The following is a 24,790-nucleotide window of genomic DNA, read 5'->3' on the forward strand; positions in this document are numbered from 1 at the left end:
ACGGAAATGAGCCTTCAGGTATTGGCCTACAACCTGAAGCGGGTCATCAACATACTCGGTGTCGCGGGAACGATGAAGGCCATGAAAATGGCTGGAAGCTAAGGCCCGGGGGGCTTCGCTGCGCTCGCGAGACTCGATTAGCGTAAGCTGGACCTACCAAACTTGATCCGGCTGAACCGAGACTCGGCGTTCAGCGCCAAAAAATGAGTTCTCACACAGGCTCGGTCGATGGCTTCCATGATCTAAAGCAAGACTTGTCGGGATGTTATGGAAATTCTTGCATATACCGTGTGAATTGCGAAACCGATTTGAGGACCGAACGTGAGTGTCACCAGTCAATCCGGTGCTTCTCATCAGTTTCCTGATGCCGGCGATCCTCTTCCGCGTGCAGATAGATGCTGGTGGTCGTCAGCGATGCATGCCCGAAGTTGTCCCGTACGTGCCGCAGATCGACCTGATGATCGGCCATATGAGAGCCGGCGCTGTGACGCAGCCAGTGCGCCGACGCTTTTTCAAGCAGGTCGGCGCGCACAGCGTCTTCATCTCCCTGTTCGCGCAACCGTTCCGCCGCGCGCGCGAACACATCCTTCACGATCGTGTGGATGGCTGCGCGCGTGAGCGGCCGGTTTGACGGGAGGTGCCTTGCGTAACGCGTCGTACCGCTTGCGCGTTCCAGCGCCAGCGCGTCAGTTCCATCGGCGATGCTATCCGCGGTGCTTCCTATCGGCAGAATGAGTGGCGTGGCCTCACTGGGCGAGGGCAGGGCCGGCATCCCCACGGACTGCCGGTAGCGCGACAGCTCCGTCATCAGATCGCGCGTCGCCGGCACCAGTCGATCCTTGTCGCCTTTGCCGTGCACCGTCAGCCACCAGCGCATCGTGCCGTCTCGATCGCGTCGCACAAAGAACTGGCCCATCTTGTTGCCGCCTACCTCCGCGATCCGAAGGCCACCCAGATACAGCAGCGTGAACAGCCATCGCGCGCGGTGATAGTGCGCGCGGGCGCGCGGGCTGTCCTGGGGCATCGACGTGATGCTGTCCTTGACCGTCTGCCACAGGTCGGGATCGAGATAGCGGGTGATGCGTGGCGCAACCTTGCGGGTGCGCTGGCGCGAGAGCGCGAGTGGATTGCCCGCCAGATAGCCGGCCTGCACGAGCCACGAAAACAGCGCGTTCAGGATCACTGTCGCCTGACGGATGCTGGCGGGTGAAAGCGGCCCGTAGAAGGGTCGCCAGCGCGGGTCGGGCCGCGCATGTTTGCGCCCGCCCCCTGCTCCTGCGTTGGCGACCCACGTGGCGGCGGGTTGCGGATCGGCCAGGAAGTGCTGGTAGCGCAGGCAGTCTTCATGCGTGAGTGACGACAGGGGCTTGCCCAGTTGCACCAGCGACCACAGCAGCAGTCGTTCAGCCTCCTTGCGGTAGCTGTCGAAGGTGGTCTGTTTGTCGCCAAAGCGTGCGAGCCAGGCGCGGATCGCGTCGAGGTCGTTGCTCGCGGCGATCTGCGCGACGCCGCCGGTTGCACGGTTGGTGCCCGCGTGGCCGTCGAGCGCGGCGGGAATCGCGAGCGTTTCCAGCGGGGCAGGGTGCAGCGTGACGACGGCGTGGGAGGGCGGTTCCGGCATGACGGTGAGCTTTTTCGGGAGGCGCAAGCGCCGGACGCGGCGGTCACGCGACGGATCACGACAGTTTCCTCATTATTTCGACATTATGGCAGTAATGTCAAACTATGACTCTCTGATAGTTATATATTAATCGTATTACGTTGTATTATTAACGTATCAATCTGCATGTCAGCACCCATGAACGACGTTCTCCCCGATGACACCCGCCTCGCCGCCGAGATCGACCGGCTGAAGGCCGAGTTTCCGAACACGCGCGCGCTGTACCGCGAGGTCTGCGCGCTGCTGTTTTTCCGCTTCGGGCAGGCGCCGACCGCGAACCGCCTCTATCAGCTCGTGAAGCGCGGCAGCATGGGCACGCCCGCGGCCGTGCTCGGCGAGTTCTGGGCCGAACTGCGCGAGAAGAGCCGCGTGCGCATCGAGCACCCGGACCTGCCGGCCGATCTCGGCGCCGCGGCCGGCGAGCTCGTCGCGACGCTGTGGACGCGCGCGACCGCCTCGGCGCAGGCCGAACTCGACGCGCTGCGGGCGGAGGTGGAAGCACGGCGCACGGAGTCCGACCAGCGCGTCACGGCCGCGCGCGCCGAACTGGAACGCACGGAAACCGCGCTCGAGCAGCGCACCGCGGCGCTGCTGGCCGCCCAAGTCGAGGTCCGTGAGCTGGAAAAAGCGCAGGCGGAGGGGCACGCCGCGCGGCAGGCGCTCGACGGCGAGATTAGTCGGCTGAGGGCCGAAGCGGCGGCGCGCGATCGCGAACTGGAGAAGGTGCGGGAGGGGTTTTCGCGGAACCTGGAGAAACTGCGCGAAACAGCGGAGCGGGCCGAGGAACGCCTGCGCGCCACGGAGAAGCGCGCGCTGCTTGAGGTAGATCGCGAAAGGGGCGCCGCCGCGAAGCTGCAGAAGGAAGTCGACGAAGCCACAAAGCGGGCCGACCGGCGCGAGTCAGAACTTCGCCGCGCGGCCGAGGCACTGCAGGAGCAGCTCGGTGACGCTCGCCATCGCGCGGGGATGCTGGAGGGGCGGCTCGAAGCCGCTGAGGCGACGAACGCAACGCTACAGCAACAGTTGGCAGCACGGCATGAGGCCGATACCCGTGAGGTGCGACCCGTTCGCGCCGAGTCATCCACAGCGAGGCCGCCATCACCCCGGGTGATACGAAAACCAGCGCCGTCGCGCAAGGTAGCCTACGCAGGCGCGCCGCCCAGCACTTCCGCGGCGCAGCGTAAGAAACGGCGCCAGACATAATAGAAAATAGCGGGCACGTTCCCGCAGAGAATGGATCGGGTGAGTAGGGGTGGGTAGCGTGATTGTCTTCGCAGCGCGGAGACAATCACGCTACCCACCAGTCGAACCCATGCTTTGCTGATATATCGGGAGACGCGAGGGGTTGCCTTGTGGATGGTTTTAACGCGGCAAACACACTTAAATTTGAAAGCATGAGCGAACTTACGCCTTCCTCTCTACTTGACGAAGTCCGACACCTGATTGACTCTGCGCGCGAGCGGGCAAGCGTACACCATGACTGACCTGTTGGACCTGAGAATCGTTCGACTAGCGCCATAACGTGCCGGGGCGTTAGTCGACCTGTAGGCGAAGTCTGTACTGAAAGCGCTGGAAAGGCCGTAAGATATAAGAAGGCCCTTCAGCGCTGAGGCCGCAATGTTACAACGGCGCCTCGCGTTCGCGTGGAGGCGTTAAAACTCTACAAAGACCATGCTGGCTTGGGCACGAAGACTTATTAAGCGGGACCTCAATGAGCCGGACGTAGACCCCTCTCCCTACTCATCCACAACAGTTGAAATGAAACAAATAAAAACGCTGGTCGTCGGGTCACTACGCCACGATCATGTGACATCGGTTACGTGGGCAAATTTGCAGGCGGTAAACGTTCTTGATTATCACATTGTTGTTCTGTTTCTTCCGAGTTTGGATGAGGCCGCAATTAATAGCATCGGAGGGGAAGCGCTCTTTCAGATGCAGCGAATATTCGCTCAGTTTTTGGCGTCAAACGGGGAAATATATGTACTCGGTGCGCCACCGCTTGCTGGTGAGAGCCATGGACAATGGTTGTGGTGTCCCGTGCCACTCATATCACTGGCACAGCGCGGCGACACTGTAGAGATTCACAGCGCCGAATTTAAGAACCTGCTAGCTCGGCTCAAAGCGTGGGATTGCGTTTATCGGGTACATCCTCACCAAATCGCGCAGTCGCTGTCAATGGTGTTGTCACAGGGCATGGCTCCGATACAGTTTGAATATGAGCCATACGCGCAGAACCGGGCGGGTGGGGTCTTGGCCGCGAAATTCACGTACTTTAGCGAGACGCACGGCGGCCGGCACGAATGGCCAGGCTCGATCACTGTTCTACCGCATTTCCCCACTGAGGAACCGCGGTCAATAGTCTCGACCGCGCTAGTTGATATCCTCGGCAAACCGCAATCTGAGGGCGCACCTGATTGGCTGTCTTCGATCCCCATGTCATCCGTAATACCAATTAACAGACGCATAGCGGAACTACTCCAAGAGATAGCCGAACTAGAAAGCCAGGTCGAGCAACAACTATCCGAAAAAGCGAGGGTGGAGCGCTACAAGCGCCTGCTATATGTGTCGAGTTTCGAGTTGGAGGATTTAGTTGCTGAATGTCTCGACCTTTTAGGTGCAACTATCAAGCCTGCAAGATACTCGCAAGAGGAGTTCGTAATGGAATGGCGCGGCGCTGTTTTTTTGGCAGAGTGCAAGGGCGTTGCTAAAAGCGTCTCACTTGCTCATCTTCGGCAGGTCCAAGACTACGTTCTGAAGTACGAAGAAGACGAAGGGGCGGCAGGGAAAGGTATTCTATTCGGAAACGCATGGCGAGACCTCCCACCGAATGAGCGGAACACGAATGACAGGCCAGTATTCCCCAAAAACGTAATCGAGAGAGCGCAACAGTTTGGTGTTTCCCTTGTCTCGTCGGTAGATTTGTTTTATGCCATCTCACGCTTCCTGAACGGGGAAATCAGGGCGGACGAAATATTGGACGTGGTAACGAATGCGAACGGCGTTGCGGATTTCCGCCCGTTGATGGTCATCTAACGATATGCCTTAACGTAAAGCCGAATAAAAAAGCCAGATGGAAATTTACCTGCGCTGGCTTGCTAAACATGAGCAGGAGCCAGACGAGGAACCTCTGCTTGGGAGCATCCTATGTGCGGGCAAGAAGCAGGAGCGGATCGAGCTACTCAAGCTCGATAAAAGTGGTATCTATGTCGCAGAGTATCTTACCGTGCTATCGCCACGAGAGCAGCTACAAGCGAAGTTGCAACAGTCAATCGAAGCCGCGAGATCCGGGCTTCAACACAGGAAAGACGAATCGCCAAAATCTGACAGCTGATCGCCTGTCACCAACTGATGCGTCGTGCAAGTGCCTTAAGTAATAACCGAAGTTCGGCCATAGCGGTCATTGGGCTTGTCGCTGGCAAAGGGTCGCTATAGTTTGCTCAGCGGCCATCGTTCGAACTGGCATCTTCGCCGAAGTTCACGGCTGAGCGGTCCGGAGAAAATTCATCGACGCCGAAAAGACAAGATTTTTTTGCATACAGAATCGGCCAAAAACTGTCGTTGAAAGATAAAATCTGAGCGGCTACTAGAGGCCGACTGTAGTCAGCCAACGCCATTGGCCAAACACCTGAAATCATTGGCTGCAATCTCCGCACAGTACAATGCCGAAGGGGGCATACTGAGGCGTCCCGTCCTAGACGCATTCAGAAGACTTGATAAGCTTTTCAAGCGGGTTAAAAAAGAAAATTCGAGGGAATAAGTGGATCGATACGATATCAGTGAAGTACTGACCAAGGTTTCGTTGGAGGACGTGATCAGGAGGCTTGGAATCGAAACCGAGCGATACGGGTCACAGACCCGGGCGCTTTGTCCGTTTCATCAAGACTCCCGGCCTTCACTAAATCTATATCGGGCAGACGGCGCTTCTCCTGCGCATTTTCACTGTTTTGCTTGTGGTGCCCATGGTACTGCCATCGACCTAGTCAAGCAAGTTGAGGGGCTTGAATTCCTGCCAGCAGTGAGATGGCTAAGTCAGCAATTCGGTCTCACTCCCCCGCAGCGTTCGTCCGCTGGGCAGAGCGAACGCAGAACTCTCAGCCAAATTGCACTGGACTTCGCGCTGAGCATCTTTGATGCCAAGCACGACGCTGAACGGTTCAAGGAATGGTGCGCCGAACGCGAATTCGATGCCGGGCTTCTATACGGAAAGGGGCTGCGTTGCATTTCGCGTGGTTTTTTGGTGGAGGCGTTGCTGAGTGAAAACGTGCGCGAGCGAACCGCACTGATCGAAGGACTAGAGAGTCTAGGACTGATCAAGCGCTTGCGCTCCCTATCTTCGACCGAACAGTGGAAGCTGGATTTGCTCGACCAATATCGAGACTGCTTCCACGATGGCCGCGTCGTAATCCCTATAAGTAGCGCCGATGTCAAACAACCCAAAGTAGTCGGCTTTGCGGGCCGTGCGCTACAGAATGTACCTCCGGAAGGGGTAGCGAAGTACTTGCTCACGTCGGGCTTCGAAAAGAGCAATCACCTGTTCAATGCGACTGATGCCTTTAAGGCTATCGATCAGGCATTGAAGCACGACCAACCGGCCAAGCTTTATCTGGTTGAAGGCTTTCTTGATGCGCTGCGAATGCAGTCTCTGGGTCAGCCTGCCGTGGCGCTGATGGGCCTCAGTCTGAGCAATGGCCAACTTGAACTACTGAAGGTGTTGGCCGAGAACACGACTGGAAAAGGCGAGCTGGTTTACAGCGTCTTTCTAGATAGCGACTCAGCCGGTTTCGGTGGTGCCAATCGCTTGGTGCGCCGACTGCTTGACCTACAAGGTGTGGACTTGCGCTGGGTGGGCTTGCCTTGGCGCATTGAACCGGCACTGGGCAAAGATCCTGACACCTGCTTGCGCGGCTTTGCGTCCCCTGAGCAAGCAACTGCTTGGTTACAGCGCTTCGAATTGCCCGCCGAGGGAGTGCTAGTTGCGGCAGAGCTTGGAAGTCAAGACGCTTCCGAGCTCGACGCACTTCGCTGGAATCGGCTAGCCGCGACGGTTCGCGAACGGGCGCTGTTCAGAGCTGCCATGGCAGTCAAGCGCCTTTACGGTCACCGATTTACTGATCTGCCGTCGACGCGGCTAAAAGACAGTCCAACCCCATGGGCCCAACAATTGCAGGCGGTCTTGCATGGATCCGTCAGCGTCAGACGTCCCATTGAGCGTGGTCTCTACTTGAACGAGGAACTTCCGCGTGCGGCCTTGGCCCGAAGGCTCGCATACCACGGTGCACGCCGCGGCGAACTTCCGTGTGATGAAGGTGCTTGGCAAATTTTGAATAGCAATGAGTACCTGTTTGACGAGACAGCTCTGGCTCGCTTAAGAGCCACTATTCAGAAAGAGTCGTGGTATCAAGCTGCGCCTTTCGACGCAGTGAATCTCCCACGCAAGCTGACAGCTAACAAGGATGTGCTTGATGACCCACGTCGCAAGGTAATGCCCCACCCAGCCGATCTGCATGCACAGCAGATCTTCCTCAATGAGCTGTTGACGAATCGGCATGATCGCCTGAGTGCAAGTGGCCAATCATTTTCGGCGTGTATCCCAGCAGTGCGTTGGTATGCATCCCGACAGGAGGTTGTGGTTACCGGGATGTATGAGGCCCTCAACGAGCCGGATTTCGAGTGGGATGAGCCCGAAACCATGAGCTTTGGCTATCAGATAGACATGGATGTTTTGGAGGGCGACAAGACCCCCTCGGATCAAGGCATGTTTCGGCCTTTCGGCCAATGCTGGCGTGATTTCATGGCTAGTCTGATGCGCCAGTGCCATGCCATTGGTCCACGCGTACATGTGATGCGTCTAGACGCCAAGCGCTACTACGACTCGATCCAGCGTTACGTGGTGAGGGAAGAGCTTCTGAAGCCGCTGTCTTCGGCACTGCGCAATCACAACCCAGAGGGCTTCATCGGGATGTTCGGTCTGACTCCCGACTCGTCGGAACTTGATGGGGCGCTGGAGCGACTGATAACCGGGCTGATCTTCGGTCACGAGTATCACGATCCCGAGATTGCCATGAGAACCCGGCGCAGCGAAGAAGTGACTGGCATTCCCCAGGGACCGGTGCTGTCAGCCTACATTGGTACCATTGCCCTGTTTCCGGTGGACGATGCGGCACGAAAGTTCATCCGCCGTACTCGTATGCAAGAACCTGACGCCGATGGCAAGCGACGCCCACGCGCTGGTTACGCGCGCTATGTTGACGATGTAGTGCTGTTCGCAGACAGCGAGGCACTGTTGATGGAACTGCGCGAAGTGCTGCACGCCAAGGCCGCCGAGCATTCGATTTCCTTGATCCACAAGGGTGAACGTGTGCGCTCAGGCACGCCGTCCCAGGTGATGCGCCAGCTTAACGACGGGCGGGGACTGGCAGCGTCCGTGCCGGCCTGGGAGCCCCCCATTGTGGGTGATGGCGAGTCTGATTGGAGCCTAGGTGACGACCTGCCCAAGGTGGATCGCCAGTGCGCCCTGCAGATGCTGCGACATCCAGCTCTGATGGATCGGCCTGAGGAAATTATTGATCAGGTGAAGGCGGCGATAAGCGCGCCCGATCTGAGGGTTAGTGATTTAGGCCTATGTGCTCGCTGGCTATGGTGGCTTGTTGCTATCATGGATCGTCCAGTCACCCCCGAGGCTGCGTGGACCTGTTTTTGGAGCCAGTGGAATGCGGTTTGTGACGGTCACGCTTGGGCTTTAGCCTTCAAAGAGCGCGGCTACGACACTCTGTTTGCGGTTGAAGGGCTAGATAAATTGCTCGATCCCAATCCGTGGCAATTGAACGGGCAGTTCCTGAATGAGCGCGATAAGAGGCGGACCGATCGCGTTGCTCTGGCTCGCTTAGTCTACAAGCCAGGCTTCTTTGAGGGTGTGAGACCTGCCTCGAACAGCGATCACATAAAGCGCCGGACGTGGCTAGTGGCGCGTAAAGCTTGGCGACTGGTGGGCGAGGAGCCGGCGCCACCGGTCTTAGCGCCACAAGGCTACCGTGAGCTGACGGCTATCGAATGGTTGTGTCTGGCGGGAACGGTACTGTTCAATACGTCGAGTGATGATGATCCATTGGCTGCACTTAAGGGCCGCATACCCGTGCAACGCGATGGACTGGCGCTCGCTGCCGCTGTCGTTGGCCAACTGATGGGGCAGAGCGGAGAGCCCACGGGCGGAGCAGAGGTTGGTCTTGCCATCGACTTTGTCGTTAGAAGCGCGCGACGCGATGAACGTCTGACCGCGTTGTCCAAATTTCGAAATCTCCTTTCGGACGTAGGGGACGATCAGACGCGGCGCCTGATTCCGCACCTGCCTGTTCTGAATCAAAAGGCCGAATCGATATACGAGATCGATGCAACCCTCGGAGCTGATGGCAGGTTTCTGTACCGTTGCTTCCTCCGCGATGAAGCCCCCGATGGACATGAAGTGGTGTCTCACTTCGTGCAAACCGCTCTGCATGCAGGGCCGTCGAATGCTGCTGAGACAAAGCAGGTTCACTTCAAGTTGATCGAACTCAATGCCTCCACGATTCGCCGTGGCATGAGCGTGGTTCCTCAGCTGTGGGACGAATTTCAGGTCTCTGGAGCAACACACGCTGAACCCAAGACTCATTTGGCGGCGCGCCTGTTCCTGGCTCTTCTGGCGATGCATCGATGGAAAAGGGACGGCGACGAACGAATTGCCTATGTTCCTTTCCGGCCTCAATTGTTTCAAGAAGGCGCGGGAGAGAGCGCGACGCTTCATCTTTTGGCCGATCCAGTTCCGCGCAATCTGCTGGGCGTGAGCGCGTGGTATCACGACCTTGATGAGCGGGTGCAATCGGAAAACGTGCCGCTGGACGGTGCAGAAATGTGGCGTGTGGGTTGGGCTGTCGCTGATGTGCTGCGCGTGGCCGCAGACATGGCGGGTGAGACTGGTGAGCGCGACGAACTACTCGACGATATTGAGGAATCTGACGACGAAGCACATGCCAAGCAGGTGCTGGAGAACTATGTGCTGCGCCAGCAGTTGCGCAAGTTGCAGGGAAGCTATCTATCGTCAGCAAAAATTGATGCAACAAGAGACATAGACTCGTCGTTGCCCGGGACGGTAATTCGAGCACTGAAATTGTTGCAAGACTTTCCTGCCGGCCTAGGCTTGGACGAACAGGTGCGGCATGTCATTCTGATGGAGGCCGAAAGCAGAGCCATGGCCTTGCGGATGAGTATGCGCAACAGCGATGACTTGCGGCACACACTTCATCGAGCGTTCCCAGACGTGTTGGCTCGGTTGCCATTGTGGGCCATGGCGGGACTAAAATTGCAGCGCCCAACCGGCCAAGCGACACCCTTGCGCCCCGAAGCAGCTCTGATGTTAGCCTTATATCGCGCTCTGTATCCTGTTCCGACCAAGGATGAGGGCGAAGCCCCGGCGTCATCGCTACGTATGGCGCTGGCGCTAGCGACCGTAGGCATTGGCCTCCGCGGTATCGTGGCGGCGCTCTGGGGCTATGCCGCGGATTTGGGCTCGCGCCGAATGAGCGAGAGCCTGAACCTGCCGGCTGATTGGGAGATTCCCGACATAGCTCGTTTGGATCCGCAGGGTGATTACCGGGCCATACGCAAGACGCTATTCGATGGCGATTGGCCCACACTTTGCAAGGCAAGCCCATGGCAATGGATGCTAGCCATGATTGGCTTGCTCGATGCCAGCTTTGCACAGGCCTTCAATCTACGTTCGTTGCGAGAGCTATTTGTGGCACTCAGCGTTTGGGAGACCAAGTCTGCTCGCGCAGATGATGCTGACTTGGCGGAAGAGCCTTGGCCCTTCGACGCCCTGCCGAGATTCACGCTGCAACAGTGCGAGAGTTTGATACAGGCGTTGCCTGAAGCGCTATGCGCTCTCGATCGCGAGCGAGGTATGCGCGTAGTGTGTGTTTATGGCAGAACGTTTGGTCGTAGCCGCGACACCGACGAGTTCACGGATGCTACGGGGGCCGGTTGGCAAATGAGTAGGCCGCAGTACACCAGCCTGTATGCAAACTCGGTGGAAGAGCATCGCCCTCAGAAGGGCAGTCGCGTGCTCAAGGTCTGGACCGAAACGCGCCGTATCGCTGACGATGGTCTGCTGGCCTTACACACACTAGATATCAAGCTGGGAAAATGGCTGCCATCTCAACTGGATGGGACCGGCATGGTTGAAACGGGCGTGTTAGTTCGGCATCGACCTGCTGTGACTGATCACGTTGAAGTCGGCACAGCAGCCTCACTAACACAAGGTACGCCGGACGATTCGATAACGTATCAAAATATAGCCGCTGACCATACTGGAGAAGAGCCACCGAATCTACAGCCGGATGTCGTTGACGAACAGCCCGCAGAAGGGGAGCAAAGAGACATGTCGGCCGAAAAAGCCGCAGCCTTGCTCAAGCTCGAACGGTTGAATGAATGGCAAAGTGAGTCGTGGAGAAGTCGCTTCGGAGGCGAGATGAACCACGACCAAGAGGAACGTATCAGCTCCCACTTTCGCGTCGCGCTGTTTCAGTACCGGGTGGACGAAAGCTATGCTCACCCGATGGCCGAAGCTGGCCTAGGTGGCTTGCCTTTAGCCAATTCATCGCAAGATGGACTCCGCTCCGAATTGCAGAATGGCGACGTTAAGGACGTGAGCAAAGCGGCTCAGCGCCATTCTGAATTTCGATGGCAGTCCGACAGGAAAGTCATCTCCTGGCCAGAGCATCGACGCCGGGTGCTATTGAGCCAGGTGCTGAAGGCCTGCCGAGACCTGAGGGTTGAATTGTTGGTCTTGCCCGAAGTATCAACTCGGCCGGATACACTGGAGTGGTTGAAGACGCAGCTTTCGAATCACCCCGGGTTGGCTGTGCTCGCGGGTACCTATCGGCATTTCGAGGCAACCGACGGCGGCGATCATTTGAAGGAAAAGTTGACCCTGCTGTGGAAGCCCGACAAAACTCTTGAAGTGCCGCTTGGTTTGGACGGGGATAAGGGGGTTATTGAGTTGCAGCGCGGCAAGAAGTACCGTGCCGTGGCAGCCCATGAACTGTTCCGGCCGAATACCGATAAGTTGCAGCCTCTATACACCGAAGAGAGAGTGGGGGAGGAATTGCGCCGCATCCGAGGTCGCGCAAAGAAAGGTGAATGGTCTGCTGACCAACTAATCCCGCTGGTCCAAGCCTTGGTCCATGGTCCTCAGAAGCTGCGTTACTGCATGGAGCTCATTTGCTCTGAGTTGTTCATGCTGACTAGCCCAGCCAACCGGCCTCCGTTGCAGCAAGAGTTGGCCAAGATTTTGCAACTGTTTGGCGGAAATCCCTCCGAAGCCAAAGAGATTGTCGAAAATGACGTTATCGCACTTGGTGAATTACTGACGTTCGCGCAACGGCAACGTGAGCGGCGGTCCGTGTTGCTGGTTCCAGCTTTCACAAGCAGGAGCAATGACTATTGGCACGCCGGTCAAGCCAGTGTTTTGGCGTCGGGCACAGCTACGGTGTTTTGTAATGCGGCTAACAAGAAAATCAGCGTTGGCGGTAGCTGTTTCATTGGCATTGGTTCTGTTAGTGGTGTGAAACCTGAACACGCCGGTGTTGTACGTCTGTTGACCCCGTATCACGGCTGGAGCAAGGGCATTCTGCAGGCGGACTGCAAGGGGGCTCTGTCGCCAGCCGATCAAGCGTTGGTGGTTGTGGATCTCGATCCGGTGCATGTAGTCAGCGGCAAGCCGCGCCCGCAATTGCTGCCCGAACCTATGTCTTTGGTGGCGTATCTACCCGTTGTGGAAGTGATAGACAAGGCGAAAAACGCCGAGGGACTATCGAAAGCGCTTTATAACGAATTGACTGAGGAAGGATGTAGGAAGTTGTGCGATATGTTGACGAATGAAGCTTTCCCGGAAGCGTGTGGGCAGTTGCATATCCGTGAGGATTTCGCCGGTGCGTTTAAGGCGCTGCTCGACGACAAGCAGAACGGGAAGCTGAATCCAGACACAGGTGGAGAAAAAGTGGAAATATTCAAAGACTTCTTCGGTGATCCACGCGCCGTCCGCGAACGCATCATGGCTTGGCTCGGGGACCGTCATCAGCAGCCAGCCCCAAAGGCTGGTGAACTGCGCTTGGAACCGGCTTGGCTGGACTTTCTGGTCGCGGACCTGACTTGGCGGCATAGCGACGGAAAGCATCCTGAAATTCGTGTCCCGCCATGGTTGGATGAATCGGCGATTGATTTCAGCAAGAGGTAGTCCGTGACAAATGATACAAAAATAGTTCGCGTCATGGCCGGGCGAGACCACAACCTGGCCGCGCGGCATTGTGGCGTAGATACCCGCTGGGCGGGAGTCTGGCTTCCTGTCCGATAGAATTGCCGGCCGCCCCGTCTTTTTTGCCTTCCGTTTCGCCATGCCTGAAGTCTCAATGCCATACGGCCTGCGGGATAATCGCCTTGTGCATGTGGACGACCTCACTGAGGACGAACACGGCGCGGCCGCGCGCTGCGTATGTCCGGAATGCCTGGGGACGGTGCTCGCACGGTGGGGCCCGGTCGTACGACGGCATTTTTCGCACACTTCAAATAACTGCACGCCGAGCGTGATGAGCCTTGTTCATCGCTTCGCACAGGAATTCATTGCAAGGCAGCCGCACGTGGATCTGCCCTCGTATACCACGTACGTTGGCGCAAACGTGCGAGGGCGCGATTACTCGAAGAAACTGGAGTATCCGGCGGCGCGCATGCAGATCCGCGAGGCTTCGCTGGAAAAGACGATGGGTGCGCGGCTGCGGCCCGACGTCTGGCTCGTTGCTCCGGAAGGACAGGTCGAGAGCAACTGCGACCATCTCGCGGTCGAAGTGTATTTCCGCCATGCCGTCGACGCGGAAAAACGTGACGACATCGCCACTACCCATCTGTCGTGGGTTGAGTTCGATATTTCGGACCTCGACGCCGAATGTGTGAATGCGACGGAAATGGCACGGGCCGTCGGGCAACTGCATCGCTGGCATTGGCTGCAGCGCTCGGGTACGCGATCCGCGCAGTTCAACTTCGAGCAGGATATGCAATGGCACGCTAGCGCTTTCGTGCCCGCGCGACCCAGTACAGTTCCGACCGTTCAAAGGTCAAAGCCTTTCCGGAAACTGCAGGAGGCCGAGCGTCAGCTGAGTTGGGCCGAAACCCTCCTGCGGCAACGCCGGACCCAGAAACGCACGGAAGCGGACAACATCGCGTGGTTTGCTTCCCTCACTGAGATCCAGCGTCTCGCTGTTTGTGGCGCCCTGACGGGGCTCCCGCTCGAATGGATGCCACAGCACTTCTACCAGGTCGTCGCAGGGCCGCGGCCTTCGGGCATCAAGAGTCACGGATGGGCATGGCAGCTTCCGTTGTGGTCGAAGTTCGCCCATAAGGAACGAGACTTCACGTCGCTGGAGGCAGCCGGCTGGCTACATGCGGTGCTCGGAGACCGGCAGGAACGCAACGAATATGCTTCCACCAACGGCTACACTCGGCTCGCAGGCACTGTGCACAACTTCCTGCTCAATCTGACGGCTCAGGGGCTGCTCGTATCTGATCCCAACGTGCGTCCTGCCGAGCGCAAGTTTCGCCGCGCACCGGACGCTGCGGCGAAGCTCGATCGGGCGGTCGAACTCTCCGTTGCCGACGGAAATTGACAGCGCCATGACGCGACCGTATGCGTCATCCCTCGAGATCGATAGCGCCGTAAGGAAGCGAAAACCGATGTCCGCCCAAGCGAGTGGCATTCACGTCGAGCGTGGCCATGGCGACTGGTGGATCATTAACTACGACGAGAACGTCCTGGGCGTGCGGACAATCGCGTGGCTATTAAATGCCACGACCAACGAGGTCGTCAAGATCACCAGCAAGGAGATTCCACGCTGGCAGCCAACGATCGTCTACGCACGGGAAATGGACCGCTACGTTGGTCCCGACAACAACTGGGTGATACGGTTGCCACGGTTTGAAGTGATCCGCGCAGCGAACGGCGGGGCAACGCTTGGCTGCCGCAGACCGTACTAATTCTGTCAACACCCGGATGTAGCAGTGGAGCGGCAAAGCGCGAACGCGAGGGAGCGTTAAAAGCCTTGGTGTTGTAGCTCGGATGCGAGTCCGAATTGCTCGAGTAACTCGACAACTTCGCGCGACAACGGTTTCTTTGGTGGCTCGTATCTCGCAAGTCGTTCAACAAGGTCGCCATTGATCACAGCGCATCGGACTTGGGCGAGCAGATGAGCTTCGATCGGTGAACAAGTGCTAATCGAATTTAATGGGCTCGGAAAGAACGGGGGATCATTGCTTAACAAGATCTACAGCATTGCCACAAGCAACCCGATCTACGCCAGCGCGCTGTCGAGAGGGGCGAATATCTTGACGTCGATCGGCGATCCGGGATTTAAGTAATGGTCAAAACAGGTGACGTGTTTGCTATCACGACCTCAAAAGGCGAAGCATACTTTCAGTACGTTGGAAAGATGCCGCTAATGGGGTCACTGATTCGCGTACTTCCGGGGACGTACCCGTCAGAGGTACCTCCATGGGAAACACTCGTCGAACGCGAAACGAATTTTTGGGTTTTTTTTCCAGTAGGCGCAGCACTCAAGCGTGAGCTTGTGCGCAAGGTGAAGAACTGCGCAATCCCGGAGCACGCGAAAAGTCCACCGGTTTTTCGGGCTGGTGTTGTGGATCCCGACACGGGCAAGGTCGAGACCTGGTGGCTATGGGATGGCGAGAAGGAATGGCCGGTTGGTGAAATCTCCGACGAGCAGAGGAAGTTGCCAATACGAGGCGCCTGGAATGATACGTTGCTTATCCAGCGAATCGAAGAAGGATGGTTACCGGAAAAGGATCCTCATTGAGTCCGCAACGACACCGTTCCGTTTACTATGCGGACTCTTCCGTGGCCTGGTATCGTGTGCAGGGCCCCGGCATTGCAGCAGTGTTCTCCTTTGGTGCGACCTATGCGATCGCGGACTTTGTGGTAAAGCCGTCAGGAAGAGTGGTGCCCAAACCATCTGGCTGTTGCAGCTGATCGGCGGCTTTCTTGCCGACAGCAGACTTCGCCGTGCCGTTCGCGCCCGAGCCCGAAGGCGCCTTTGCATTTCGGTCACTTTGCGTGTCTGCGTGCGCTACGGAAATAGCGCCCGCCGCCATGGCGATCAAAAGTCCGGCCACACATTGCCATTTTTTCGTTCGATGTTTTCCTGTGGGTCGATTTTCAATCATCCGACAGGGTGCGTTGTTGTTTCACGTCGGGCACCGACGTTCGCCCCCCGCTTTGTTAGCCCGCCCAGTCTATCGAACCCAGCTCCGGACACGTCCACGAGGCGCGCAGGCGTGCGCGCATCTCAGCTAGCGTCGTCTCGACGAGCAGTTCGCCGTTGCGGAACACGGGAATGAGCTCGCCGCCTTCAAACTGATCGAGCGTTTGCTCTTCATATAACACATAGTCGTTGCCTTCCTTCTCGACACGCAGGAGGCCCTTCGCAGACTTCTTGGTGCCGTCGTCGGTCGCCGGATCCTTGTAGATGGCGACCCGTTCGTCGCCGACTACCGCGTAGATGGCTTTCATCGCCCAGCCGAAAGTGTCACGCGAGAGCATGTTGTACGTATACGAGCCGATGCCGAGCACAACGTTACACGACGCGAACCCCTTGCGCACGAGGCGCAGGAAGATGTCGCGTGCCCGCGGCAGACTGATTGAGTCGCCGTAGATCAGGCCGACGTGGCTGTCGAGAACCCTGAAGCCCTTGTCCGTCGTCGTGCCGCCGAAAATGTCCCAGAGGCATTCGACCGAGCCCTTGCGCTCGCATTCCATGATGCGCGTGCCGCTGCCGTCATTGACGGTGTACATGCCATCTTCAGCGGCGATCGGATAACCGCGCGCATCGCAGACCAGTTCTTCCGGGAAGTAGCCCGTGAGGATTTTTACAGGGTCGCCCGAGTCGGGGCGGAACACTACCTTGCACAAGCCCAGTTCATTGGGCTGGCGCGCGAGAATCACGTCTTTCAGCTCCCGTGCCACGACGGTAATCGTGTTCCAGTAGTCGAAGCTATCGGCGACGATGGAGATCATGCCGGACGGATAGTCACGCGACACCAGCTCGCGAATCACTTCGCGTTCCGCAATACGGCGCAGGGCCTTTTCGTTCTTGCCTGCATTCGCCGGATCGTCCGCGATGTGCTTGAGCGTCAGCAGAATGCGCAGTGTCATCACGCTGTGCTCGGTCGCCGGAATCGAGCAACCGACGAGTTCCCTGTCCGAGTCGGCGCCGTAGTAGTCCTCGAGATAGTCGATGGACGGAATCGTATCGGTGCCCACGAACGACAGGTCGTGGCCCGCGCCGCAACGCATGGCGTCATGCACGCCGCTCATGCCACGCATTGAGAAGTCGTGGCCTTGCACATCGACGAAATCCTCGGGCGATCCCGTCATCCTGGCGAAGTAGGTCAGCAGCTTGCGGAATTCGAAAGCGATGGTGGCCACCGTCGAAGGCTTCCAGTTCTCGCAGCTGACGATCGTCTCGAAGTAGGTCGCTACCCACGGGAAATCGTCGAGCGTGCTGATGAAAATGTACGGCGGTACCTTGATGTTCACCCGCGAGCCCTCGGGCAGCGCACGAATCTCGAGCGGCAGGTAGCCCAGTTCATGCAGAGCTTCGAGCTTGTCCGTCGGGACGGCGTCCCTGCCGAGCGCGTTGTCCATGCGACGCTTGTACTTGCGCACCGCGGACGCCTTCGTCTTCGCACCGAAGAATTCCCTGTTGAACACGTCGATGAAGAACTCCTTGATGAAGCCTTGCAGACCGAAGACGACGACCTTCCCGTCGAACAGCTGAGGCAGGACCGGCGCGTATTTGGCCGAACGCGGCGTAAGGTTGGCGATCAGCTTCGACGTTGCTTGCGGATACATCGACGGATGGCCTGTCTTGTAGAAGTCCGCGAGGTTGAACGGAACGAGACTGTTCATTTCGGACGGGACAAGGGCAGCGGGTGCGTTCATCGTGGTTCTCCAGGCGTTGTTCGTGTTCAGACCAGCACGCAGCGCGGGTCGCGGGTCCAGTTGTTCCGGGCAAAAACAGCAGCAAAGCGGGCCAGAAGCGGGTCGAGCCCTTTGCTGAAGATCCCATGTGTGACGTACAGATAAAGCTCGCGGTCGATGCCCTGGGCGATCTGACGCTCGCGCAGCGCATCGGCCAGTTCCGTGAACGTCCGGCCGCCATCGCAGATGTCATCGACGACGAGCAGTGGGGTGTCGGGAAGATCGCCCTGAACCTGCGTGCCCGTGATCGCGCCGGTGCGCGTATCGCGCATCTTGTCCGCGAAGACCACATCGAGTTCGAGTTGCTTCGCAAGCTTCAGGACGCGTTTGCGTGCACCAGCATCCGGTGCGACCAACGCGGGGCGTGTGCCGGCCTTTTCGAGTGCGCGCCGGAGCGCCGGCAGCGGATCGTCGATCACCACGCGGTCGAGCAGCGCCGCGACGACGTCGCTGTGAGGATCCTGGATAGTCACGCGGCTATACCGCTGTGCGTTGATGAGGTCACAGAACACCTTGGCGCTCAGTGCTTCGCCGATGTTCGCCACACGGTCTTGGCGTGCATACGGGACGTAGGGCATCACGAGCGCCATCGGCGCGCCCATGTAGGCGCGACGCAACGCATCCGTGACCATCAGCAGCGTCATGACGGCGTCCGAATCGGGCAGATGGGCGGCAATCTGCAGTTCATCTGCGAGCACATTCGAGGCGACGGTGACGTGCATCTCGCCGCCAGGGAACCTCAGGGTCTTCAGTTCGACCGGCTGGGTGCCGGCGGCGCGGGATAGGGCAGTAATCTGGATCATGGTCTCGTTGCCTTATTGCTTAGTCGGTATTTACGACTAATGTGACGCAAGTATAATCTTACTTAGTCGTGAAACACAACTATGTGTGGTAAAATTTTTTCGACAGTGATTCGAAGGAGCGGAAAGTGACCAGAAAGTTCGACAAACCCGATGTGAGCGTCGACGTGGTGCTGCTGACTCTTATCGACGGGGCACTGCATGTCGCTACACACATACGCCCGAAAGAGCCCGAAGCCGGGAAGGCCGCGCTGATCGGTGGCTACGTTCACGTGGATGACATGGCCGAAGAGGACATCGAAGACACGGCGTTTCGCGTTTTGCGAGAGAAGGCAGGTCTGCGGCCACGATATCTGGAGCAGGGCAGGACGTTTTCGGGGCGGCGGCGCGACCCGACGCGCGGATTTACGGTGGCGGTCTCACACGTCGCACTCGTGCCGTACGAGGAACTCGTTGCAGAGTGCGCGCAGGTGCTTTCCTTCTATGAGGTTGATGCGCTGCCAGACCTTGCCTTCGACCACAACGAACAGGTGGCAGATGCAGTCACGCGCGTGCGGAACAAGTCCAGCTATTCCACGCTGCCTTGCTGGCTGATGCCTGAACAATTTACGCTCACACAGTTACAGCGCACCTACGAACAGATTTTTGGCGGAAGCGTGTCGCGCGGCACATTTCGCACCCGGGTGGGGCTGAAGGTGGGGGATGTGAAGGCGGGCGAAGCGGTTGACGAAGCGGGCGTCATCATCGCAACGGATGAGTTTCAGGGCGGTGCGCAGCGTCCGGCAAGACTCTTTCGGGTGAATCAGCTTGGCTTGTATCGTCGCGCAAGCTGGTAGAACTCGACCGACATCGCAGAAGGCGTGCTTCGGCCGTCGTCCGGCGATCAGTACGATCGCACTATGCCGAGCGTGTTCGGTGTGCAACATTCGTGATTTTGAGCGGGGCCGAAGTCATGATAAAAGAGCAGTCCGCGTCGGGCATAGCGCCGTTGACGTGCAACATCAAATCAGGACTTCAGCAAATGGCAACAGGGATTGTTAAGTGGGTCAATGACGCCAAGGGTTTTGGCGTTATCACGCCGGACGGCGGCGGGGAAGATCTGTTCGCACACTTCTCGGAAATCCAGTCGAGCGGTTTCAAGTCGCTCCAGGAGAACCAGAAGGTGTCGTTCGAAGTGAAGCAGGGCCCGAAGGGCAAGCAGGCTGCAAATATCCAGCCGCAGTAACGTCTTCCGGCTTTGGCGGTAAAACAAATGGCCTCTTGAGGCCATTTGTTTTTTTGGAAGCCGCAGGATTTCCTTTTGGTCGTGACAAGCCGCGAGCTATACATCGGCGGCGGCCAGGCGCTCAGCGGCTCATACCCGCTGAGCGGCGCGGATACCCGGATGATGAGGCCGAGCGACGTTGCCTCTGTCGAACGTGTTCGTTCCAGGCATTGAAGGATACGAGCGGCTGATTGGCGCCGTGCGCATGGGGCAGGTCAACCTGCCGAAACTGCTACGCGCCGCCGCGGCCGCGAATCAGGACGGCGCCACCTCGCGTATTTTCTGCAGCGATTCCTTAAGGGATAAGGTCCGGAAGACCGGATGGACGTGCCCGCATCTGATATCCGCTGCACAGGACCGGGTTGACCGACTGATCGCGGAAGCGATAAAGCTGCCCGCCGACGGTGAGGTGTGACCGGACAGGTTGCGCGTGAAAACCACACGCGCGATTCCGCGCGACTACTTTGCTTCGGTCACCCCGTTGACGGGCAGCAGATCGTCAGGCGTGGCCAGCTGAAACGTCGCGCCCGGGCAATATGAGCTTGACGATTTGACAGCGATCACGGTCGGATTGCCGCCTGAAGCGATGCTCACGGTGTCGAAACCTTGCGGGCACAGAGGTTGAGGTGGCGTAAGCGTCTGGGCGAGCGCGCCAGTGCGCTTGTCACGTACCTCGATCGCAGTGACGCGACCCGTTGCGAGAGAGGGAATCACGAAGTAGAAGTGGGCAGTGGATGCCGCCTGAAGAACGGGCGCGCTGTACGATTCGTGCTCGTCCCCTGCAACTCGCGTAAGTGTTATCGGCAGCTGTTTGCCAGTACGATAATCGGTCCACGTGCCCACCGAAGACTGACCGTCGATTCCGAAGTGCACCCGCGCAACGGGAATGCCGTCGCTGTCCAGTTCGTCGAGGCTCACATCAGAGCTATGGGTGATAGCCGGCTTCAGCCGGATCGGGGTGCGGTGTCGGTCGTAAAAGTAAATGCCGCTTATGCGCGGCTGTTCAAGATCGACAAACACTGAAACCCGCTGTTTGCCGATGGTCCCGGTGTAATACGCGAGGGAAGCTTCAGCGCGCATCGAAACGGCTGCGACCGGCACCATTAACAGACATCCGATTTTCTTCATGAGAACGGGCGCTCCTGGCTGTCAATGAACTGGAGTTTGTCTGGCGCGGTAAACCGGTAGCGATTCCATGTCTCCACGCGCCGTGAGTAGTCGACCTTTATCTCCGGCCGCATTTCGACCTGCCCAGATGCCGGGAAAGTCACGGCCCCGCTACTCTCAAGTTCGTCGAGCGCGGCGAAGTTCTGAAAGCGTCCGTCCAGAAACAGGTAGTACATATGCACGCCGGTGGAGCGGTTACCGTTTTTGTCGACGGCCATGCGCGACGCGCTGAAATCCATCTGCCTATCGCCGTTGAAGTCGGCAAACGTGAGTGTTTTGACGCCAGCGAAACTCAGGATGAGGTGGTCAATCTGTTGGACAAGTCTGCCGGTCGCTCGATCATAGATGTCGATGCGATCCGCGATCGCACCATATTCACCCTTTGCGCGGTGTGCATGAACCCGAAAGACGAAGGGTGCGTCACCGCTCACCTGAAGAATCGTTCCGTCGACAGCTTCGCTGCTATCCGGGTCAAAGACAACCGTCTGGCGGAGATCAACAGGCTGCTTGGAACGGGTTCGCAGTTCGATCCAGTCACCGGACAGCGCTGCGTCTGTCACCTTGAACGGATGAAATGAAATCGCCGCGACGGGTATCGTGCCGGGTTTGTCCAGGACGTCGATGATCGCCGTGGCGCCGGGCAGGTGAGGGCTTTCCTCGAGTTCTGATAGCTGCCCAGTGCTCTTCTCGAACACATAGCCGCTTATGCTTTCACGGCTATTTGCCACCGTGATCAATTCGATCGGGCGGCCACCGGCTGTGCCCTCATAAAGCCGCGTCGGTGAGGTCTGAGCGAGGACTGACGACGATGCGATCAGCCAGCAGGCGCCGATCGCGCCGCGCAGGAGGCTCGTGAGTTGGAGCGATTTATCTCGACGCACTCGATTGGTCCTCACGGTTGTTGTGCTTTCAAGCCGGGAAAGCGCTCTGCAAGCAGCGCACGATTCTCGCGCTGATCAGCTAGGCAGGCGGCCAGCCAAGGCGCGGCGTCGGCTAGCCCCGCTTTGTTCAACGCGTCGATGACCAGGCTTGCATTGGCACTGGTCTTGGGCAGGAAGATCAATGTCTCGTCCCGGGCGATGGCTTCTGGTAGGTCCCTCGCATAACAGACGCCGGTGATCTGTACGGTTGCCTTGACGAGTTTCGCGGAGAGATGTCGGGGCACCACAAAAATCGCGAAGCCTTCGAGCAACCATTCAATCACTGGCTCGTTGAACTCGGTGATGTTCAACTGCGACGTGAGGGCAACGCAGACGCCGTTCGCCGCCGCAATGTACGCGGCGCCAGCGAAGTGATGTGAGCCGCCACCATTGCGAAGAAAGAGCCGTCCGTCCCATAGACGCATGCCAACGGAGTCGGTCGGTTCCCGACCAAGGATTCGTATCTCACGATGGTCCAGCATCCGGATCAATCCATCCGTGTCGATCGATTCGCGCATGAACGTCAGATAGTCGTACCCGAATGAGCGAATTGTTGGGAACACGGTCTGATCGCTTTGGCTGTGACCAATCGCGTCAACGTCGCGGATATCGAATGAAAAACGAGGCACGGTCCGATGGATCGCAAGTTTGCCGGCCGGACTGGAGCGTCGCGACGCCCGACCGATGGCACCTTGCGCGACTATACCGTCGAGTGTGAACGGGCCGTCGCCATACTCGTCCATGAAGTCGACGAAGACGCTCGAATCGTAGAAGATGCCCGGTTTTCGCGTTCCCGGCAGGCTGAACTTGGCCTCATGCCGTATAGATTCCAGCATGCGATCCAAATGAATCCATGCAGTCATGCGAGCCCGTACAGCCGGAGTGGGGCGGTTGAGCGCGCGGCGCCACGTGCTCCACGACTCACGCCCGTAGACGCTCGCCGGGATGCGTTTCAATTCGTCTTCGGTGACGGGCCGTATCGGGTTGTCGGTCATCTGGTGCGGTCGTAAGAGGACGGAAGTATCGCTGTTCATGCGGCGCGGGTAAGCGTATGCGCGCGGGGTCTATCGCAAAGCGTGCACTTGCGCTCTCAGGTGAGCGAGGCTCGCATCGAGTTTCGTCGCGTCGGTCTTCATCGACAGCGCTTCGCGCGGCTTGCGGCCAGGAAAATATGCTATCCGCTCGGCGTTGGCGCCTGATGGATGCGGCAATCCATCCAGAACGCGTTCGCCAGGGAGGATGCCACGCTGGACGAGCCAATCGAGGCCTTCGCTGACCTTCGGGCCCAACGGTACGAAGACCGCGTGACAAAGCAACCGCGCTTCTTCGACAAAGTGAGCTTCAATCTGGCGCTGGAGCAAGGGCGTCCGGATCATGGACGGCGCGCCTGAATAGTTGGCCTGGTCAACAAACACCGGATGTCGCAGGATCGAAGTCGTCTGGATCAGGTGCGCGCCACTTTTGAACAGCGCGTCGCAGCTCGAGATTCCGAGCCATTGCGCAATACCGATATGGTCGAGCAGTGATACAAGATTAGGGCGCATCGCGCCGCTAAAGGCGCCTGTCTGTTTGGCGGCGCGAAGCGCGGTGGTCGCCGGCGCACCCCCGCGTATCTGGATCTGCGCCTCCCTTATAGCATTGACCCACTGGGTGAATCCGGGCGTGATGCCAACCACCACGAGGCGCGCATCCGGATTGACGTAGTCAAACGGAATATAGTCGCAACGTAGTTCGCCTTCTTCGTCAAGGCACATCGATCGAGGTATTTGTGCGGGCACCTTGATCCGGGAAAGGTCGAGTGCCTCGATGGTCGCGGCGTACTGTCCGAAGAGAGTGCTGTTGTTAGTCGACATGGGATTGGGTGAACTGTCCTGGCGCTGCGTACTTTACGCTGATGCGTCAGACCTGCAAAGAATCGGACTCGGGATCTGAACAAGCGCGCTGAGTAGTACGATCGGGGTGTGGCGGTCTGCCGGTACAGTGACCGTATGGCGCCGACGGCATTGATCAAGGAGTTCGCATGATGGGCATTGTTGAAGACAAAGGCCGCACGAGAATCCGCCGTAAATCGGAGGCTCACAATCCTAGCCACGCTCGCTGGTGGCAGCGATTGCTCGCGCGCGCGGCGGACCTATTGGCGCGCCTCCGCAAGTCACACTGAAGCTGCCAGGCAGCGCCGCTAAGCCCTCGCGATAGCGCATATGACGAGACGTATTGGACGCGGGCGCCCGGCAAATTAAATGGTATTTCCTTTCAGGTTGGCGTGTCGGGCACCAAGGGCCACGGCAACGGCAGCGACACGACTTGGACCAATACTCATGTGACTGCGGGCAATACGCTTACGCTGCAATCGGGTGGTGATACCAATCTGAGGGGTGCGGTGGCAGATGGTCAGCAGGTTATCGCGAATGTCGAGGGTAATCTCAACATCGAGAGCCTGCAGGACGTCAGCCACTACGATTCGAAGCAAACGAGTGGTGGCGTGTCGGTGAGTGTGTGCGTACCGCCCATCTGCTACGGAGCGTCCAGCGCGTCGGCGAACTTCAACCAGCAGAAGATGAATAGCGACTACGCAAGCGTTGGCGAACAGTCGGGCATCAAGGCGGGCATCAAGGCGGGCGACGGCGGGTTCCAGATTAACGTGACGGGCAACACGGACCTGAAGGGGGCGGTGATTGCTAGTACTGACAAGGCCGTGCAGGACGGTGTGAACAGCCTGACTACCGCGACACTGACGCACAGTGATATCGAGAATCATGCGGCCTATGACGCATCGTCGGTTGGGCTGTCCGGTGGCTATGGCGGAACAATCGGCAAAGACCAGAAGGGTGTTGGAGGTGATGCGAACGCGGAACTCTTGGGCAAGGACTTGGGCAATCTGATTTATCAGGTCGCCAGCGCAGGGAC

18 protein-coding genes and 3 pseudogenes are annotated in these 24,790 nt (G+C 58.3%); 11 read left to right on the forward strand and 10 right to left on the reverse strand.

All coding sequences use genetic code 11. The features are described 5' to 3' along the window. Positions 1-328: 328 nt before the first annotated feature. Complete coding sequence (locus tag DK391_RS38670; RefSeq protein WP_109483276.1) at positions 329-1,621, reverse strand: tyrosine-type recombinase/integrase; 1,293 nt, start codon at positions 1,619-1,621, stop codon at positions 329-331. Between the two features lie 177 nt (positions 1,622-1,798). Here DK391_RS38670 and DK391_RS38675 point away from each other — a divergent pair, with 177 nt between their 5' ends. From DK391_RS38675 to DK391_RS38685, 3 genes and pseudogenes are all read left to right on the forward strand, one after another. Continuing rightward, a complete protein-coding gene (locus DK391_RS38675) occupies positions 1,799-2,863 on the forward strand; it encodes a DNA-binding protein (RefSeq protein WP_109483277.1) in 1,065 nt (354 codons plus the stop codon). 555 nt (positions 2,864-3,418) lie between these two features. After that, a complete protein-coding gene (locus tag DK391_RS38680; RefSeq protein ID WP_109483278.1) occupies positions 3,419-4,693 on the forward strand; it encodes a hypothetical protein in 1,275 nt (424 codons plus the stop codon). Between the two features lie 16 nt (positions 4,694-4,709). Continuing rightward, a pseudogene (locus DK391_RS38685) lies at positions 4,710-4,991 on the forward strand (DUF1016 domain-containing protein); the annotation flags it as partial. Between the two features lie 106 nt (positions 4,992-5,097). Here the strand turns inward: DK391_RS38685 and DK391_RS44665 are convergent. After that, positions 5,098-5,295 carry a hypothetical protein gene (locus tag DK391_RS44665; protein WP_162601027.1) on the reverse strand — a complete coding sequence of 66 codons (198 nt, stop codon included), beginning with the start codon at positions 5,293-5,295 and terminating at the stop codon, positions 5,098-5,100. Positions 5,296-5,417: 122 nt separating this feature from the next. On the opposite strand from DK391_RS44665, the gene DK391_RS38690 reads away from it, so the two are divergent. From DK391_RS38690 to DK391_RS44670, 3 genes are all read left to right on the forward strand, one after another. Beyond that, the gene (locus tag DK391_RS38690; RefSeq protein ID WP_109483279.1) at positions 5,418-12,926 is read left to right on the forward strand and encodes a CHC2 zinc finger domain-containing protein; all 7,509 of its coding nucleotides are present in this window, start codon (positions 5,418-5,420) and stop codon (positions 12,924-12,926) included. Positions 12,927-13,098: 172 nt separating this feature from the next. Beyond that, complete coding sequence (locus DK391_RS38695) at positions 13,099-14,346, forward strand: hypothetical protein (RefSeq protein WP_162601028.1); 1,248 nt, start codon at positions 13,099-13,101, stop codon at positions 14,344-14,346. 67 nt (positions 14,347-14,413) lie between these two features. Further along, a complete protein-coding gene (locus DK391_RS44670) occupies positions 14,414-14,713 on the forward strand; it encodes a hypothetical protein (RefSeq protein WP_162601026.1) in 300 nt (99 codons plus the stop codon). A 49-nt stretch (positions 14,714-14,762) separates the two neighbouring features. On the opposite strand, the pseudogene DK391_RS38700 reads toward DK391_RS44670, so the two are convergent. Next, positions 14,763-14,940, reverse strand: a pseudogene (locus DK391_RS38700) (ISKra4 family transposase); the annotation flags it as partial. Between the two features lie 153 nt (positions 14,941-15,093). Here DK391_RS38700 and DK391_RS38705 point away from each other — a divergent pair. Beyond that, positions 15,094-15,549 (forward strand): hypothetical protein, encoded by a 456-nt coding sequence (locus DK391_RS38705; protein ID WP_109483281.1) that lies wholly within the window; start codon positions 15,094-15,096, stop codon positions 15,547-15,549. Positions 15,550-15,649: 100 nt separating this feature from the next. Here the strand turns inward: DK391_RS38705 and DK391_RS38710 are convergent, their stop codons facing one another. Genes DK391_RS38710 through prs form a run of 3 tightly spaced genes read right to left on the reverse strand, consistent with a single transcriptional unit; the run spans position 15,650 to position 18,535 of the window. After that, on the reverse strand, positions 15,650-15,916 hold the full coding sequence (locus tag DK391_RS38710) for a hypothetical protein (RefSeq protein ID WP_162601029.1): 267 nt from the start codon (positions 15,914-15,916) through the stop codon (positions 15,650-15,652). A 55-nt stretch (positions 15,917-15,971) separates the two neighbouring features. Beyond that, a complete protein-coding gene (locus tag DK391_RS38715; protein ID WP_204117518.1) occupies positions 15,972-17,693 on the reverse strand; it encodes a nicotinate phosphoribosyltransferase in 1,722 nt (573 codons plus the stop codon). Positions 17,694-17,719: 26 nt separating this feature from the next. Continuing rightward, a complete protein-coding gene (gene prs / locus DK391_RS38720; RefSeq protein WP_109483283.1) occupies positions 17,720-18,535 on the reverse strand; it encodes a ribose-phosphate diphosphokinase in 816 nt (271 codons plus the stop codon). A gap of 125 nt (positions 18,536-18,660) precedes the next feature. Here prs and DK391_RS38725 point away from each other — a divergent pair, with 125 nt between their 5' ends. The 3 genes from DK391_RS38725 to DK391_RS38735 all read left to right on the forward strand — a co-directional run bounded on the left by DK391_RS38725 (position 18,661) and on the right by DK391_RS38735 (position 20,211). Beyond that, positions 18,661-19,368 carry an NUDIX hydrolase gene (locus DK391_RS38725; RefSeq protein WP_109483284.1) on the forward strand — a complete coding sequence of 236 codons (708 nt, stop codon included), beginning with the start codon at positions 18,661-18,663 and terminating at the stop codon, positions 19,366-19,368. A 185-nt stretch (positions 19,369-19,553) separates the two neighbouring features. Then, complete coding sequence (locus DK391_RS38730; protein ID WP_109483291.1) at positions 19,554-19,757, forward strand: cold-shock protein; 204 nt, start codon at positions 19,554-19,556, stop codon at positions 19,755-19,757. 178 nt (positions 19,758-19,935) lie between these two features. After that, positions 19,936-20,211 carry a hypothetical protein gene (locus DK391_RS38735; protein WP_162601030.1) on the forward strand — a complete coding sequence of 92 codons (276 nt, stop codon included), beginning with the start codon at positions 19,936-19,938 and terminating at the stop codon, positions 20,209-20,211. Between the two features lie 44 nt (positions 20,212-20,255). Here DK391_RS38735 and DK391_RS38740 read toward each other — a convergent pair whose 3' ends face one another. The 4 genes from DK391_RS38740 to DK391_RS38755 all read right to left on the reverse strand — a co-directional run bounded on the left by DK391_RS38740 (position 20,256) and on the right by DK391_RS38755 (position 23,736). After that, on the reverse strand, positions 20,256-20,924 hold the full coding sequence (locus DK391_RS38740; protein ID WP_109483286.1) for a hypothetical protein: 669 nt from the start codon (positions 20,922-20,924) through the stop codon (positions 20,256-20,258). After that, positions 20,921-21,844 (reverse strand): hypothetical protein, encoded by a 924-nt coding sequence (locus DK391_RS38745; RefSeq protein WP_162601031.1) that lies wholly within the window; start codon positions 21,842-21,844, stop codon positions 20,921-20,923. Before DK391_RS38745 ends, DK391_RS38740 begins: the two co-directional genes overlap by 4 nt. A gap of 11 nt (positions 21,845-21,855) precedes the next feature. Then, positions 21,856-22,878: a DUF6685 family protein gene (locus DK391_RS38750; protein ID WP_109483288.1), complete on the reverse strand. Its 1,023-nt coding sequence runs from the start codon at positions 22,876-22,878 to the stop codon at positions 21,856-21,858. 69 nt (positions 22,879-22,947) lie between these two features. Continuing rightward, positions 22,948-23,736: a hypothetical protein gene (locus DK391_RS38755; protein ID WP_109483289.1), complete on the reverse strand. Its 789-nt coding sequence runs from the start codon at positions 23,734-23,736 to the stop codon at positions 22,948-22,950. A gap of 377 nt (positions 23,737-24,113) precedes the next feature. On the opposite strand from DK391_RS38755, the pseudogene DK391_RS38760 reads away from it, so the two are divergent. Further along, a pseudogene (locus DK391_RS38760) lies at positions 24,114-24,713 on the forward strand (hemagglutinin repeat-containing protein); the annotation flags it as partial. Positions 24,714-24,790 lie beyond the last annotated feature (77 nt).

It is taken from the genome of Paraburkholderia sp. C35 (assembly GCF_003121405.1).
Classification (GTDB): Bacteria; Pseudomonadota; Gammaproteobacteria; order Burkholderiales; family Burkholderiaceae; genus Paraburkholderia.

What these genes read in the sequence shown, in the direction of transcription:
- DK391_RS38730 (WP_109483291.1), top strand. Translation starts at nt 19,554, where the DNA reads ATGGCAACAGGGATTGTTAAGTGGGTCAATGACGCCAAGGGTTTTGGC.
- DK391_RS38740 (WP_109483286.1), bottom strand. Translation starts at nt 20,924, where the DNA reads ATGAAGAAAATCGGATGTCTGTTAATGGTGCCGGTCGCAGCCGTTTCG.
- DK391_RS38670 (WP_109483276.1), bottom strand. Translation starts at nt 1,621, where the DNA reads ATGCCGGAACCGCCCTCCCACGCCGTCGTCACGCTGCACCCTGCCCCG.
- DK391_RS38705 (WP_109483281.1), top strand. Translation starts at nt 15,094, where the DNA reads ATGGTCAAAACAGGTGACGTGTTTGCTATCACGACCTCAAAAGGCGAA.
- DK391_RS38680 (WP_109483278.1), top strand. Translation starts at nt 3,419, where the DNA reads ATGAAACAAATAAAAACGCTGGTCGTCGGGTCACTACGCCACGATCAT.
- DK391_RS44665 (WP_162601027.1), bottom strand. Translation starts at nt 5,295, where the DNA reads ATGATTTCAGGTGTTTGGCCAATGGCGTTGGCTGACTACAGTCGGCCT.
- prs (WP_109483283.1), bottom strand. Translation starts at nt 18,535, where the DNA reads ATGATCCAGATTACTGCCCTATCCCGCGCCGCCGGCACCCAGCCGGTC.
- DK391_RS38750 (WP_109483288.1), bottom strand. Translation starts at nt 22,878, where the DNA reads ATGACCGACAACCCGATACGGCCCGTCACCGAAGACGAATTGAAACGC.
- DK391_RS38695 (WP_162601028.1), top strand. Translation starts at nt 13,099, where the DNA reads ATGCCATACGGCCTGCGGGATAATCGCCTTGTGCATGTGGACGACCTC.
- DK391_RS38755 (WP_109483289.1), bottom strand. Translation starts at nt 23,736, where the DNA reads ATGTCGACTAACAACAGCACTCTCTTCGGACAGTACGCCGCGACCATC.
- DK391_RS44670 (WP_162601026.1), top strand. Translation starts at nt 14,414, where the DNA reads ATGTCCGCCCAAGCGAGTGGCATTCACGTCGAGCGTGGCCATGGCGAC.
- DK391_RS38715 (WP_204117518.1), bottom strand. Translation starts at nt 17,693, where the DNA reads ATGAACGCACCCGCTGCCCTTGTCCCGTCCGAAATGAACAGTCTCGTT.
- DK391_RS38710 (WP_162601029.1), bottom strand. Translation starts at nt 15,916, where the DNA reads ATGATTGAAAATCGACCCACAGGAAAACATCGAACGAAAAAATGGCAA.
- DK391_RS38675 (WP_109483277.1), top strand. Translation starts at nt 1,799, where the DNA reads ATGAACGACGTTCTCCCCGATGACACCCGCCTCGCCGCCGAGATCGAC.